The organism is Faecalibacterium longum, assembly GCF_040094125.1.
GTDB lineage: Bacteria > Bacillota > Clostridia > Oscillospirales > Ruminococcaceae > Faecalibacterium > Faecalibacterium longum.
The window spans coordinates 24041-38124 of the sequence record NZ_JBBNIH010000161.1 but is presented as its reverse complement, the minus strand read 5'-3'; the positions used below and the strand labels follow the sequence as shown (position 1 = coordinate 38124).

The 14084-nt window shown below is 58.2% G+C and carries 9 protein-coding genes; 5 read left to right on the top strand and 4 right to left on the bottom strand.

Features of this window, described 5'->3' with window-relative positions; genetic code table 11:
• Window position 1: 1 nt before the first annotated feature.
• From gyrA to AAAU26_RS10620, 3 genes are all read left to right on the top strand, one after another.
• A complete protein-coding gene (gene gyrA, locus AAAU26_RS10630) occupies window positions 2-2581 on the top strand; it encodes a DNA gyrase subunit A (RefSeq protein ID WP_207677138.1) in 2580 nt (859 codons plus the stop codon).
• A gap of 379 nt (window positions 2582-2960) precedes the next feature.
• A complete protein-coding gene (locus tag AAAU26_RS10625; RefSeq protein ID WP_217210720.1) occupies window positions 2961-3545 on the top strand; it encodes a manganese efflux pump MntP in 585 nt (194 codons plus the stop codon).
• A gap of 259 nt (window positions 3546-3804) precedes the next feature.
• On the top strand, window positions 3805-4680 hold the full coding sequence (locus AAAU26_RS10620) for a hypothetical protein (RefSeq protein ID WP_227619239.1): 876 nt from the start codon (window positions 3805-3807) through the stop codon (window positions 4678-4680).
• An 85-nt stretch (window positions 4681-4765) separates the two neighbouring features.
• On the opposite strand, the gene AAAU26_RS10615 is transcribed toward AAAU26_RS10620, so the two are convergent.
• Genes AAAU26_RS10615 through AAAU26_RS10605 form a run of 3 tightly spaced genes read right to left on the bottom strand, consistent with a single transcriptional unit; the run spans window position 4766 to window position 6694 of the window.
• Window positions 4766-5437: a GntR family transcriptional regulator gene (locus tag AAAU26_RS10615; RefSeq protein WP_149794743.1), complete on the bottom strand. Its 672-nt coding sequence runs from the start codon at window positions 5435-5437 to the stop codon at window positions 4766-4768.
• Window positions 5421-6146, bottom strand: coding sequence for an RluA family pseudouridine synthase (locus AAAU26_RS10610; protein WP_227619238.1), 726 nt, complete (start codon window positions 6144-6146; stop codon window positions 5421-5423). Before AAAU26_RS10610 ends, AAAU26_RS10615 begins: the two co-directional genes overlap by 17 nt.
• Window positions 6143-6694, bottom strand: a complete 552-nt coding sequence (locus tag AAAU26_RS10605; protein ID WP_015565043.1) for an NUDIX domain-containing protein — start codon at window positions 6692-6694, stop codon at window positions 6143-6145. Before AAAU26_RS10605 ends, AAAU26_RS10610 begins: the two co-directional genes overlap by 4 nt.
• A 469-nt stretch (window positions 6695-7163) precedes the next feature.
• On the opposite strand from AAAU26_RS10605, the gene nifJ reads away from it, so the two are divergent.
• Together nifJ and mgtE are read left to right on the top strand one after the other, a co-directional pair.
• Entirely contained in the window at window positions 7164-10709 is a 3546-nt protein-coding gene (gene nifJ, locus AAAU26_RS10600; RefSeq protein WP_227619237.1) for a pyruvate:ferredoxin (flavodoxin) oxidoreductase, read from the top strand.
• Window positions 10710-11674: 965 nt separating this feature from the next.
• Window positions 11675-13249 carry a magnesium transporter gene (mgtE, locus tag AAAU26_RS10595; protein ID WP_227619236.1) on the top strand — a complete coding sequence of 525 codons (1575 nt, stop codon included), beginning with the start codon at window positions 11675-11677 and terminating at the stop codon, window positions 13247-13249.
• Window positions 13250-13518: 269 nt separating this feature from the next.
• Here mgtE and AAAU26_RS10590 read toward each other — a convergent pair whose 3' ends face one another.
• Window positions 13519-14043 carry a gamma carbonic anhydrase family protein gene (locus AAAU26_RS10590; RefSeq protein WP_227619235.1) on the bottom strand — a complete coding sequence of 175 codons (525 nt, stop codon included), beginning with the start codon at window positions 14041-14043 and terminating at the stop codon, window positions 13519-13521.
• Window positions 14044-14084 lie beyond the last annotated feature (41 nt).

Genomic DNA, 14084 nt, shown 5'->3' with positions numbered 1-14084 from the left:
AATGGAAGAAGATTATGTGATGATACCGGGCAGCGGTACCAAGATGATCATCCGGGACGTCAAGAAGGAGATCGAAACGGCGTTTCTGGATTACTCCATGTCGGTCATCGTGGCCCGCGCCCTGCCGGATGTGCGTGACGGCCTGAAGCCTGTCCACCGCCGCATCCTCTACACCATGCACGAACGCGGCAACGACCCCAGCCATCCCTACCGCAAGTCGGCGGATACCGTCGGTGCGGTGCTGGGCTCTTACCACCCCCACGGCGACGCCTCCGTCTACGACGCCATGGTTCGTCTGGCACAGGATTTCTCCCTGCGCTACCCGCTGGTGGATGGTCAGGGTAACTTCGGCTCGGTCGATGGCGACCCCCCGGCTGCTTACCGTTACACCGAGGCCCGCATGAGCCGCATGGCGGTCGAGATGCTGACCGACATCGACAAAGACACCATCAACTGGGACCCCAACTTCGACGAGACGAAGAAAGAGCCCAGCGTCCTGCCCTGCCGCTTCCCCAACCTGCTGGTCAACGGCAGTCAGGGCATCGCCGTCGGTATGGCCACCAACATCCCGCCCCACAACCTCAGTGAGGTCATCGACGGCTGCGTGGCCTATATCGAGAATCCTGACATCGATTTGCCCGGCCTGATGGAGCACATCAAGGGACCGGACTTCCCCACTGCCGGTATCATCATGGGCCGAAGCGGCATCCGCGCCGCCTACGCCACCGGCCGCGGCAAAATTACTCTGCGGGGCCGTGCTACCATCGAAGAGACCAAGAATGGCCGTACCCAGATCATCATTACGGAAATTCCGTATATGGTCAACAAGGCCCGTCTTATTGAGAACATGGCCGACCTCGTGAAGGAAAAGCGCATCGAGGGTATCACCGGCCTGAACGATGAGACCAACCGCAAGGGTATGCGCATCGTGGTGGACATCCGCAAGGACGCCAACGCACAGGTCATCCTGAACCAGCTGTACCAGTACACCCAGCTGCAGGATACTGTGGGCGTCATCATGCTGGCCATCGACCACAAGGTGCCGAAGGTCATGACCCTGAAACAGATGATACAGAAGTACGTCGAGTTCCAGGATGAAGTCGTCCGCCGCCGCACTCAGTATGATTTGAAGAAGGCCAAGGAGCGCGCCCACATCCTCGAGGGTCTGAAAAAGGCCACCGACATCGTGGATGAGCTCATCGCTACCATCCGCGCCTGCAAGGGCGGCATGGCCGAGGCAAAAGCCGCTATCATGGAGCAGTTCGGCTTCGATGACCCGCAGGCCGACGCTATCGTCAAGCTGCAGCTGGGCCGTCTGGCTGGTCTCGAGATCCTCAAGATCGAGGAAGAGCTGTCCGGCTTGCAGGCAAAAATCAAGGATTGGGAGGACATCCTCGCCAACGACGCCCGTGTTCTGGAAATCGTGAAGAACGAGCTGCTGGACATGAAGAAGCGCTTCGGCGACGAGCGCCGCACCGAGATCCAGTCCGTCACCGGCGAAGTGGACATCGAAGACCTCATCGCCGAGGAGCAGTGCGTCTACACCCTCACCGAGGCCGGCTATATCAAGCGCCAGCTCAAGGCCACCTATCAGGCCCAGAAGCGCGGAGGCCGCGGCATTTCCGGCATGACCCGGAAGGAAGAGGACATCGTGCAGGAGATGTTCGTGGGCTCTACCCATGATTATGTCCTGTTCGTTACCGACAAGGGCCGTCTTTTCCGCATCAAGGGCTACACCATCGCCGAGGGCAGCCGCACCAGCAAGGGCAGCAACATCGTCAACCTGCTGCAGCTGGCCGAGGGCGAAAAGGTCACCAACATGCTCTGCTACCCCAAGGACGAGGACAACAAGGGCGGTTTCGTCACCATGGTCACCAAGCAGGGCCTCATCAAACGCACCCCGCTGGAGCAGTACGCCAACATCCGCAAGACGGGCCTCATCGGCATTGCGCTCAACGAGGGCGACGCGCTGGCATGGACTCGCCTGACCACCGGCAATGATATGCTCATCGTGGCTACCCGCAACGGTCAGGCCATCCGCTTCAACGAGGCCGATGCCCGCCCGATGGGCCGCAGCGGCCACGGCGTCCGCGCCATCAAGCTGGCCGAGGGCGACGAGGTCGTCGGCGTCTGCATCTGCCGCGAGGGCGGCACGGTGCTCACCGTCACCGAAAACGGCAAGGGCCGGCGCTCTGACATCGACACCTACCGCATCACTGCCCGCGGCGGCAAGGGCATCCGCAACTACGATGCCTCCAAGGACAAGGTGGCAGCCGTCAAGATCGTGGACGACATCGACGATGTGCTGCTGAGCAGTCAGGAGGGCATCATCATCCGCCTGCACGCCAACGAGATCCCCGTCCAGAGCCGCTACGGCTCCGGTGTCCGGGTCATGCGTCTGGGCGAGAACGATAAGGTGATGGTGCTGGCCCGCACCGACCACGACGACGAGGCACAGACCGAGAGCATCGAGGCCGATACCGAGGACGAGCCCACTGCCGAGCAGCTGGCGGAGATGGAAGCAGCCGATGAGGCATCGGCCGCCGAAGCTCCCGAGGCTGACACCGGCGACGAGGAATAAACCTCGTTTCCACACATAAACTGACCCTGCGGGGGAGTACACGCTTTCTGCGGTGCTCTCCCGCAGGTTTTTGCAAAAAATCACGGTTATACTGGACAAATCCGCTGTTTGTGTGGTACTATAGCCGGACAACAAGAAAGATCCTCATGGGGGAGTAGCAGGCGCTGTTTTGCAGGCAGCGCAGCAAGTCAACACAATGACGGCCCGGGCGGCTGTCTGGCTTGCTTTCATTTGCGAGACTCATGTGCTTTGGTGCGAGTACCACGCCCATTCCACATGGAGTCAGTTTGTAAAAATCCGACCCGGAATTGGCGAAATGCGCGCCGATTCCGGGTCTTTTGTCTGCCCACCAATTCCGGTCAAATCAGGAGGCATCGTTATGGAATGGAGTTTTTTGTTTTTCTTCAACAGCGCCCTGCTGGGCGTGGGCCTTGCCATGGATGCGTTTTCCGTCTCGATGGCAAACGGTCTGCATGACCCTCAGATGTCCCGCCGCAGGGGCGTCCAAATCGCAGGCACCTTCGCCATCTTTCAGGCTGTCATGCCCATGACGGGCTGGGTCTGCGTCCACACCATCGTGGAGCTGTTCTCTTCGTTTGAAAAGTTCATCCCGTGGATCGCCCTCATCCTGCTGGGCTACATCGGCGGTAAAATGCTCATCGAGGGCATCAAGGGCGAAGAGGCCGAGGAAGCCGCTGAGCTGAGCGCGGGCGCACTCTTCATGCAGGGCGTCGCCACCAGCATTGACGCGCTGTCGGTGGGCTTCACCATCTCGGAGTACGGCTGGTTCATGGCGCTGGTCTGCTCCCTCATCGTGGCAATCGTCACCTTCTTCATCTGTGAGGCCGGCCTTGCCATCGGCAAAAAGTTCGGCACCAAGCTCTCCGGCAAAGCCTCCGTCCTCGGCGGCGTCATCCTCATCGGCATCGGCCTGGAAATCTTCATTTCCGGCATGATGGGCTGAAAAAAATATAGAAAAGCGGCACATTCTCCTTTGCGGTGGATGTGCCGCTTCTTTGTTGAACAGGACTCTTGTATGCCGGGATAAACTGAAACGATGTTTGTTGTCAAATTGATGCAATTTCAGGGACGATTTTATTAAATAACACAAATTTATCAAAACTACTTGACAAATCGATACAGGGGGGGGTAAATTTAGAGAAACAGAGGGGCCGAACGAGGATTTCCGCTGTCGATTTTGAAAATGTGGGAGGAAATTTACCATGAGATTGGCAAAAAAGGTAATGGCAGTCGCACTGGCTGCGGCTATGACGGTTTCGATGCTCACCGCCTGCGGCGGTGGTGGCGGCGGCGGCTCCAGCAGCGATTCTTCCAGCTCGAGCAGCAGCTCTTCCAGCAGCTCCAGCTCTAGCTCCAGCAGCTCTTCGAGCTCTTCTTCCAGCTCTTCGAGCAGCAGCTCCAGTTCTTCCAGCTCTTCCGGCACGACGACTGATAAAAACATTGCAGAGCAGCTTGGCATGACTAATGTCAAGGTCGTTCCTTTCACGAGCAGCTATCTGAAGAACATGAACTCTGAGAAGTATACTCTTGAGATGAACGTGAAGATGCTGGCGGGCAGCATGACGGTCAGCATGAAGACTGTCCAGTCTACTGACGGAAACAAGAGTTACAATAGAACGCTTGCTCCGGAATATAGGAGGGATGAGATTAACCTGCACGATGAGGCTCAGAAAAAGAGCTGGGATATCGATGGCATTAAGGGTACTTATACTGTCACTGACTGGAGCAAGTATCCGACGAAGCCTGATGATGACGACGACACGGTCATCAAAGACTTCACTAAGTACAAGATCATGCAGGGCTACTACAAAATCGGCTCTACCGAGTATCCGGCAGACTGCATTGCTTTTACGGAAACTGAGAATGGTGTGCCTGTGACGGTCGCAATGATTTATTGCTTCAACGGCAGCAAGCCGAAGTATATGATCGTGAAGGGCGTTGCCGAAGTGCAGGGTGAGACTGCTGTCCAGACTGTCATGGAAGGCCAGATCACCAGATGCGACACTTACGCAGACGCAAACTACATGAACTTCGAGAAGATCTTGAGCCAGTACGAACTGGTGGAAGATGACGACTAACAGTCGGATGAAATCTCCAATAAACTGATATGAGAAAGCGCCTCTGCACATCGTGCAGAGGCGCTTTTTTGTTCCCCATGGAACATCATTCAAAATAATCGGCGTATTCCTCTGTGAGCTTGGAGCCGAGGCGGCGGATGCCGCCGTAAAGGTGGCGTTCCACCAGCGGCTCAAAGGCCGCGAGGTCGCACCGCTCGATGGCGTCGATGAGGTTGTGATGGTCGGCCACCACCTCGGCGAGCCCGCCGGTGGTCAGAGTGTCCAGCATCCGGAAGCGGCTGTAGTCGGCGTGGGCGTTCTGCAAGGTGCGCCAGAGATACATCTTGCCCATGGCGGAGAACCACGTCTCGTGGAGCCGGGTGTCAGCCTCGTAGAGACGGTTGAAGTCCAGCGTTTCGGCCTTGGCCAGCTCGTCGTAGGCGGCGGCACGCTGGCGGATGAGGGCGCGGTGCTCCGGTGTGCAGTGGGGCGCAAAGTCCCGCAGGACCCGGGCCTCTACCGCGATGCGCTCATAAATCAGCTCGTCCACGATGTCCCGGTTCAGCCGGGTGACAGTCGTGCCTTTGTAAGGCACGATCTTCACCAGCCCGTTCTCCTGTAACCGCTGCAGCACCACCCGGATGAGGGAGCGGGGCGCGCCGAAGCGGGTGCAGAGCGGGTTTTCGCTCAGCGAACAGCCGGGCCGGAGGGTCAAATCGATGATCTCCCGCTCGAGGACGGCGTATATTTCAGAATCTGTTTTATACTGTTGTTCCATTGTCGTTTTCCTGTCTGATGCCCCAAGCGGGCCATGTCCCGGGGACCGGGAGGCGGAAGTCCATTACCTTTCCGGTGTCGGGATGGATGAAGCGGAGCCGTGCGCTCTGAAGCGCAAGGTCTCCCTTGATGCGGCTGCCGTATTTGCCGTCGCCCCAGAGCGGGTGGCGGCGGGACGCGAACTGCACCCGTATCTGGTGGGTGCGCCCGGTGTGGAGGGTGATGTCCGCGAGGCTGGTGCTGCCGTCCGGGGCGGAGGCAGAAATGCGATATTCCAGCACAGCCTCCTTCACGCCCTTGCGCGGACGGCTCACCGGAAAAACACGGCCTTTCCGGCTGTCCTTGAATAAGTAGTCCCGCAGGACGCCTTCGGCGGGCAGCTTTTCGTCCGGCCCGCCTGCGATGAGGGCGCGGTATTGTTTCACGAAAGGCGGCGCGTCCGGTGTGCCGGCGTCAGGCTCGGCCCGGCCATCCTGTTCGGCATAAACCTGCTGGCTCTGCGTCACCTGACGGCTGAGGGCGGCGGCTGCCTGCGGGGTCTTCGCATAGACCATCAGACCCGACACGCCGGTGTCCAGCCGGTGGATGACGCCCACATAGGCGTCGGGCCTGCCCCAGAGCTTCCGCAGGGCGGCGGGTACGCCGTCCTCGCTGGAAAGCCCGGCGGGCTTGTCCAGAACCACGAGGGCTGTATCTTCGTAGAGTATCACAGCCTGCCCTCGTCCACCAGCGCCTTGAGCTTGAGCACGCCCGCGATGGTCTTGCCGTCCTTTATTTCGCCGCTCATGACCATCTCGTAGGCTTTTGCCAGCGGGATGCGGTCGGGCGTCAGGAACTCATCGTCGTCCAGATGCATCTGGGTGGTGTGCAGGCCGGTGGCCACCCACATATAGATGATCTCGGTGTCATAGCCCACCGTGGGGTAGAACTCGCCCAGCGGGGTGTAGTGGTCGGCGGTCAGGCCGCACTCTTCGCCCAGCTCCCGCTTGGCGGCTTCGAAGGGGTCTTCGCCCTTTTCCAGCTTGCCGGCGGGCAGCTCCCACAGCTCCTGCTGCATGGCGTAGCGGAACTGGCGCACCATGCAGAGGGTGCCGTCCTCAAAATACGGTACGATGCAGGCCCCGCCGTGGTGGTGGACCACTTCCCGGATAGAAGTCTCACCGTTTTCCAGCAGAGCCACGTCTTTGGTCAGCGTGACCACCCGGCCCTCAAAGAGAACTTCGCTCGAGAGCGTCTTTTCAAAATGTGCAGCATCCATCGTTTTGTGCCTGTCCTCCCCTGCGCTGTGCAGCGCATGATACTATAGATAAAGTTTACGGCAGAATCTGTACAAATGTCAATTATAAATTTAGAATTTTGTAAGAAAAAGCCTCATGGATACTGGATTTTGGAGCATAACACCGTCATGGATGCAGCAAAGAACACATCTGTAAAAAAGCGCTAAAAAATTTCTTGAATTTTTGTTGTGTTTTTACAGTCGGTTTGCGTTGCCTTTACCGGCGGAATTTGCTATTATATTAGATGAGCAATAGTGCCTTCATGGGGTTCTCCGGCCCCGGGCAGGGCTATTGCCCTCGATGAGCGTGTGCTTTTGTGGAGTTCTCCGGCTCCGGCGAAGTGCGGCGCTTATCAGTTGAGCAATACGTTTTTCAAAGGAGTTCTCCGGCTCCGGTAAAAAGACGTTTGCCCCGCGCAGAAGGTACCAAATTCTGAATGGAGGAAGAAAAATGCCTAGAGCAAAGCAAACCATGGATGGCAATACCGCTGCCGCTCATGTAGCATATGCCTACACGGACGTGGCTGCCATCTACCCCATTACCCCCTCTTCTCCGATGGCTGACTCTGTGGACCAGTGGTCCGCTCAGGGCCAGAAGAACATCTTCGGCAACCAGGTCAAGGTCGTCGAGATGGAGTCTGAGGCAGGCGCTGCAGGCGCTGTGCACGGCTCTCTGGGTGCAGGTGCTGTTACCACCACCTTCACCGCTTCTCAGGGCCTGCTGCTGATGATCCCCAACATGTACAAGATCGCTGCTGAGCAGCTGCCCTGCGTGTTCGATGTTTCTGCACGTACCGTTGCTACCCAGTCCCTGAACATCTTCGGTGATCACAGCGACGTTATGGCATGCCGCCAGACCGGCTTCGCAATGCTGGTCGAGAGCAGCGTGCAGGAAGTCATGGACCTGTCCCCTGTTGCCCATCTGGCAGCTATCGAGGGCAAGGTTCCCTTCCTGAACTTCTTCGACGGCTTCCGTACTTCTCACGAGTACCAGAAGATCGAGAAGTGGGACTACGCCGACCTGAAGGAAATGTGCAACATGAAGGCTGTCGAGGAGTTCCGTGCAAAGGCTCTGAACCCCGAGCACCCCAAGATGCGCGGTTCCCACGAGAACGGCGACGTGTTCTTCCAGCATCGTGAGGCCTGCAACTCTGTCTACGACGCACTGCCCGCAGTCGTCGAGAAGTACATGGCCAAGATCAACGAGAAGCTGGGCACCAACTACGACCTGTTCAACTACTACGGCGCACCCGATGCCGATCGCGTCATGATCGCTATGGGCTCTGTCTGCGACGTTGCTGACGAGGTCATCGATTACCTGAACGCTAAGGGCGAGAAGGTCGGTATCATCAAGGTCCGCCTGTACCGTCCCTGGGTGTCCTCCGCTCTGCTGAAGGTCCTGCCTGCTACCGCTAAGAAGGTCGCAGTTCTGGACCGCACCAAGGAGCCCGGCTCTCTGGGCGAGCCCCTGTACCTGGATGTCGCAGCTACCCTGCGTGAGGCTGGCAAGAATGATGTCATCCTGACCGGTGGCCGTTACGGTCTGGGCAGCAAGGACACTCCCCCGTCCTCCATCTTCGCTCTGTTCAAGGAGCTGGAGAAGGATCAGCCGAAGGAGCGCTTCACCCTCGGCATCACCGATGATGTCACCGGCCTGTCTCTGCCTGAGGTCAAGCCCGCTCCCATCACCGCAGCAGCTGGCACCAAGGAGTGCAAGTTCTGGGGTCTGGGCGGCGACGGTACCGTCGGTGCTAACAAGAACTCCGTCAAGATCATCGGCGACCACACTGATAAGTATGTTCAGGCATACTTCCAGTATGACTCCAAGAAGACCGGCGGCGTGACCATCAGCCACCTGCGTTTCGGCGACAAGCCCATCCGCAGCCCCTACTACATCAACCAGGCTGACTTCGTGGCCTGCCACAACCCCGCTTACATCCACATGGGCATGAAGATGGTCCAGGATGTCAAGCCCGGCGGCGTGTTCATGATCAACTGCCAGTGGAACGATGAGGAGCTGGGCCATCACCTGAACGCTGAGGCCAAGAAGTACATCGCTGACAACAACATCCAGCTGTACACCATCAACGCTATCGATAAGGCTATCGAGATCGGTATGGGCAAGCGCACCAATACCATCCTGCAGTCCGCTTTCTTCAAGCTGGCTGACGTTATGCCCATCGAGGACGCCGTCAACTTCATGAAGCAGGCAGCTCAGAAGAGCTACGGCAAGAAGGGTCAGGACGTCGTTGAGATGAACTGGAAGGCCATCGATGCCGGTGTTGACGCCATCCACAAGGTGGACGTCCCCGCTTCCTGGTCCAACCCCGAGGCCGATCCCGCTCCGAAGGAGCTGGCTGGCCGTCCCGAGCTGGTCAAGCAGATCCGCGACGTCATGGAGCCCATCGCTCGTATGGACGGCGACAGCCTGCCTGTCTCTGCTTTCGTTGCTAACGCAAACGGCGAGTGGGAGCAGGGTGCTTCCGCTTACGAGAAGCGCGGCACCGCTGTGAACGTCCCCGAGTGGGATGCTTCCAAGTGTGTTGGCTGCAACCAGTGCGCATTCGTGTGCTCTCATGCAACCATCCGTCCCTTCCAGCTGACCGCTGACGAGCTGGCAGCAGCTCCCGCACAGACCAAGAGCCGCGACAACAAGCCCGCTAACGAGTACAAGTTCGTTATGGCTGTGTCTCCTCTGGACTGCATGGGCTGCGGCGAGTGTGTCACCGTCTGCCCCACCAAGGCTATCCAGATGGTTCCTCAGGAGTCTCAGGCCGATCAGCAGGCAGTCTTCGACTACTGCGTCGCCAACATCTCCAAGAAGCCCTCTAAGTTCGCAGACGACACCGTCATCGGCTCTCAGTTCAACCAGCCGCTGCTGGAGTTCTCTGGCTCCTGCGCAGGCTGTGCTGAGACCTCTTACGCACGTCTGATCACCCAGCTGTTCGGCGAGAAGATGTACATCTCCAACGCCACCGGCTGCTCCTCTATCTGGGGCGGTACTGCTTCCATCTCTCCGTACACTGTCAACAAGGACAGCGGCCACGGTCCTGCATGGTGCAACTCCCTGTTCGAGGATAACGCAGAGCACGGCCTGGGCCTGTATCTGGGCCAGAAGACCGTCCGTGAGAACCTGATCAAGCGCATCGCTGAGGTCGCTGGTTCTGACAAGGCTTCTGCTGAGCTGAAGGCTGCCTTTGACGAGTTCATGGCAACCAAGAACAACACCAAGGCTAACGATGCCCCCGCTAAGGCTCTGATCGCTGAGCTGGAGAAGGCTGCTGCCGCTGGCTGCGCCGAGTCCGCTGAGATCCTGAAGAGCAAGGAGTTCATCGCCAAGAAGTCCGTCTGGATCTTCGGTGGTGACGGCTGGGCATATGACATCGGCTTCGGCGGTCTGGACCACGTCCTGGCTTCCGGCGAGGATGTCAACGTCATGGTCTTCGATACTGAGATGTACTCCAACACCGGCGGACAGGCATCCAAGGCCTCCAACATCGGCGAGGTCTGCCAGTTCGCTGCTGCTGGTAAGGAGATCAGCAAGAAGAGCCTGTCTGAGATCGCTATGACCTACGGTTACATCTATGTTGCTCAGATCGCTCTGGGCGCTAACATGAACCAGGCTGTCAAGGCTATCGCAGAGGCTGAGGCATATCCCGGTCCTTCCCTCATCATCGGCTACGCTCCCTGCGAGCTGCACGGTGTTAAGGGCGGCATGACCAACTGCCAGAACGAGATGAAGAAGGCAGTTGAGGCTGGTTACTGGAACCTGTTCACCTTCAATCCGGCCAACAAGGCTCAGGGCAAGAACCCCTTCACCCTGACCTCCAAGGCTGTGGATGCCGAGAAGTATCAGGCCCTGCTGGCAAACGAGACTCGTTACAGCCGCCTGACTCGTGCATTCCCGGAGCGTGCAAAGCAGCTGTTCGCTCGCAACGAGCAGGTCGCAATCGACCGTTACGAGCATCTGACCCGCCTGGTCGAGCTGTACAAGTAAACCAAAGTTCTTTTGACTCTGGCTGGAATTTTGCCGCAGCGGCACCTTAGTCCCGAAAGGGCGGCTGCTCCGTGCTGGCGATTACTGCGCAACGCAGCAGTACGAAACTGTGGCCCCGGCCAGAGAAGAAATGACAGGCTTATTTCTACGCAGAGACTGGAGCTTTGTACTCCAAACTGATTTCAACTCTCTGCCCGCCTCCGAACGCGTCGGGTCGGGCAGAGCATGAAATACCAAAGCGCCCGCGAGGGTCCTTGAAAGCATACTTCGCGTGTGTCAGGAGCATAAGGTCTGTTCGCAGATACCTTGCCCCGCCTGCTGCATAAGACCTGCTTGCAGGTATCTTGCCGCAGTCAAAAACGGATCCCGTTTTTAGCGCCCCGCTCACTGGAAACAGTGTCCGGGGCGTATTTTTGTGTCTTTTACACTTTCTTCATAGGTTTTTCATGAAATCCGGTGCGGAATCTGCTATACTACAGCCATGAGGATTCGGGGCCGCAACCGATTCCTTGTACATGATTCCTCCTCACACCAAAGCAATATCCAAACACAGCGCCCTTTCCGGTGAAGCCGCAAGCACCGGAGAGGGCGCTGTGCGTTTTTCTGCGTCAATATTCCGGAAATGGACGCCTTACAGGGTTGACCGGGCATTTGAGTGGAGATATAATAAACCTGTAGGCTAAGAAACTTAGTAAAACGAATTTGTGGAGGTGAACGCAGGACAATGGACCCGGATCATAGTCGAAGACGATGGAATGATGCGGCCGGAATGACCGCGAAAGGTGCTGCGTTCGCCTTTTTTGTACGCTGAACAGCGGAGTATCCGCTGTCCGGCTGCCGTACAAAAGAGGCGCAGCTTTGCGCGTGCAGATGGGCAGTGCGGCCCGGGGTCTGCGGCGCAGGAGCGGCGCTTTTTGCGTTGATGCGGCTGTGTCCTCCTGAGACAGAAAAGAGGAGGAACACAAATGGAAGAAGAAAAGAAGACCCCGGAGCGCGAAGAGGAACAGGCTCTTCCGGTGCAGGAGCTGCCCACGGATATTCCCGCTGAGGTGCGCCAGAAGCTGGCCGAAGACCTGAACGAGCAGGCCACCGAAGACCTCAAGCAGGACGTCCGCGAGGCCGAAAAAGAGGAGGCCAACGACGAAGAAGTCAAGGCCAACCCCGAGATGCTGACCAAGAGCCGTCTGCTCAAGCTGCTCGTCAAAAAGCAGTACGTCAAGCTGCGCGAAGTGACTGAGGAAGAGCAGCCCGCCGACCTGGCCGAGCTGCTGGAAGAGCTAGACGAGAACAACCGCCTCGTGGTGTTTCGTCTGCTGAAAAAGGACGTTGCAACAGAAGCATTCGCCTATATGTCCGATGAGGCCCGCGACGACCTCGTGAATGCTTTCTCCGACGTCGAGCTGGTGAGCGCCATCGAGGATATGAGCCTTGACGACGCCGCCGACCTGCTGGAAGATATGCCCGCAGGCGTGGTCAAGCGGGTGCTGGAAAAGTCGTCCCGCCAGACCCGTGAGAGCCTGAACAAGCTGCTGAACTACCCCGAGAGCTCTGCCGGCAGCCTGATGACCCCCGAATACGTCCGTCTGCGGCAGGAGATGACCGTCAGCGACGCCTTCACCGCTATCCGTAAGCAGGGTGAGAACGCTGAGACGGTCTACACCTGCTATGTGGTGGAGCGCAACCGCCTGCTGGGCGTCGTGTCGGCCCGCAGCCTGCTGCTGTCTGACCCCTCTACCCCCATCGTGGACATCATGGACGACAATGTCGTCACCGTGAAGGTCACGGATGACCAGGAGTTCGTGGCCCGCGAGATGCAGCGCTACGACTTCACCGCGATGCCTGTTCTGGACAACGAGGGCATGTTCGTCGGTATCATCACCATCGACGACGCTATCGACGTCCTGACCGATGAGAGCACCGAGGATATGCAGAAGATGGCAGCTATTCTGCCCGACGACGATGCCACCACCTACTTCGGCACCAGCGTCTGGACCCACGCCAAGCAGCGTATCCCCTGGCTGCTCATCCTGATGCTCTCTGCAACCTTCACCGGCATGGTCACGACCCACTACGAAGAGGCTTTCGTCAGCCTGCCCCTGCTGGTCTCCTTCATGCCTATGCTGATGGATACTGCCGGCAACTGCGGCAACCAGATCAGCACCCTGATGGTCCGCGGCCTCGCTCTGGGTGAGGTGGAGCCCAGCGACTTCCTCAAAGTTCTGGGCAAGGAGCTGCGGGTCTCCGCCATCGTCGGCGCGGTGCTGGGCCTCGTCAACGGCCTGCGCATCTACCTGATGTACACCTACCTCTACGCCGGCCAGTATGACAATGTTATCGGCTACGCAGTGGTCGTCAGCGTGTCGCTGTTCTTCAGCGTCATCCTCGCAAAGCTGGTGGGCGGTATGCTGCCCCTGGCCGCCAAGAAGCTGGGCGCCGACCCGGCCATCATGGCGACCCCCTTCATCACCACCATCGTGGACGCCTGCAGCTTGATCTTGTATTTCCAAATCGCACAGGCTGTCTTCCGCGGCATGATGTAAATATACAAAAACGCCCCTGCTCAGGAAGTGCTGAGCGGGGGCGTTCTGTTTCCCAGATACAACAAGGCCCCCGTCTGGCGCTTGCGGCGACGCCAGAGGGGGCCTTGCTGTTTGGGGTATTGCTTTGGTGTGAGGAGGAATCATGTGCAAGGGGCGGTTGCGGCCCCGCACCCTTGTGAGCTATAGTATACCCGAATTACCGGCCAAAATCATGTCTTTCCTGTGAAAGATTTGTTAATCGGCCTGTGAAATTTTTGGGAGAAAGATGCTTATTTTTCAGCATGAGAGCCCAGCGCCGCGTGCTGACGACCCATCTCCACATAAGCTTTTGCGTTCTCGATGTTGTGGGCCAGCTGGTCGTCCCGGATGGTCTTGATGACCCGGGCAGGCACGCCTACCGCCACCGAGTTGTCGGGGATGACCATTCCTTCAGGTACCAGCGCCCCGGCCCCGATGATGCAGTTTCTGCCCACGACGGCGTGGTTGAGGATGGTAGCATGCATCCCGATGAGGCTGTTGTCCCCCACCGTGCAGCCGTGGACGAGGGCGCTGTGGCCTACGGTGACGTTTTTGCCCAGAACGACCTGCCCGCCGGGGTCGCAGTGGAGCACGGCGTTGTCCTGCACGTTGCTGTTTTCGCCCAGTATCAGTGCGCCCTCATCGGCCCGCAGTACAGCCCCGTACCAGATATTCACGCCCCTGCCCAGTGTCACGTCGCCCAGCACCGTCGCATTCGCTGCCACAAAGACAGCACCCTCATCCCGGGGCATTTTTCCACCAAAGGAGAGCATCATTGTTGAAAAACCACCTTTCTCTTTTGCTTCATTTATGGTAT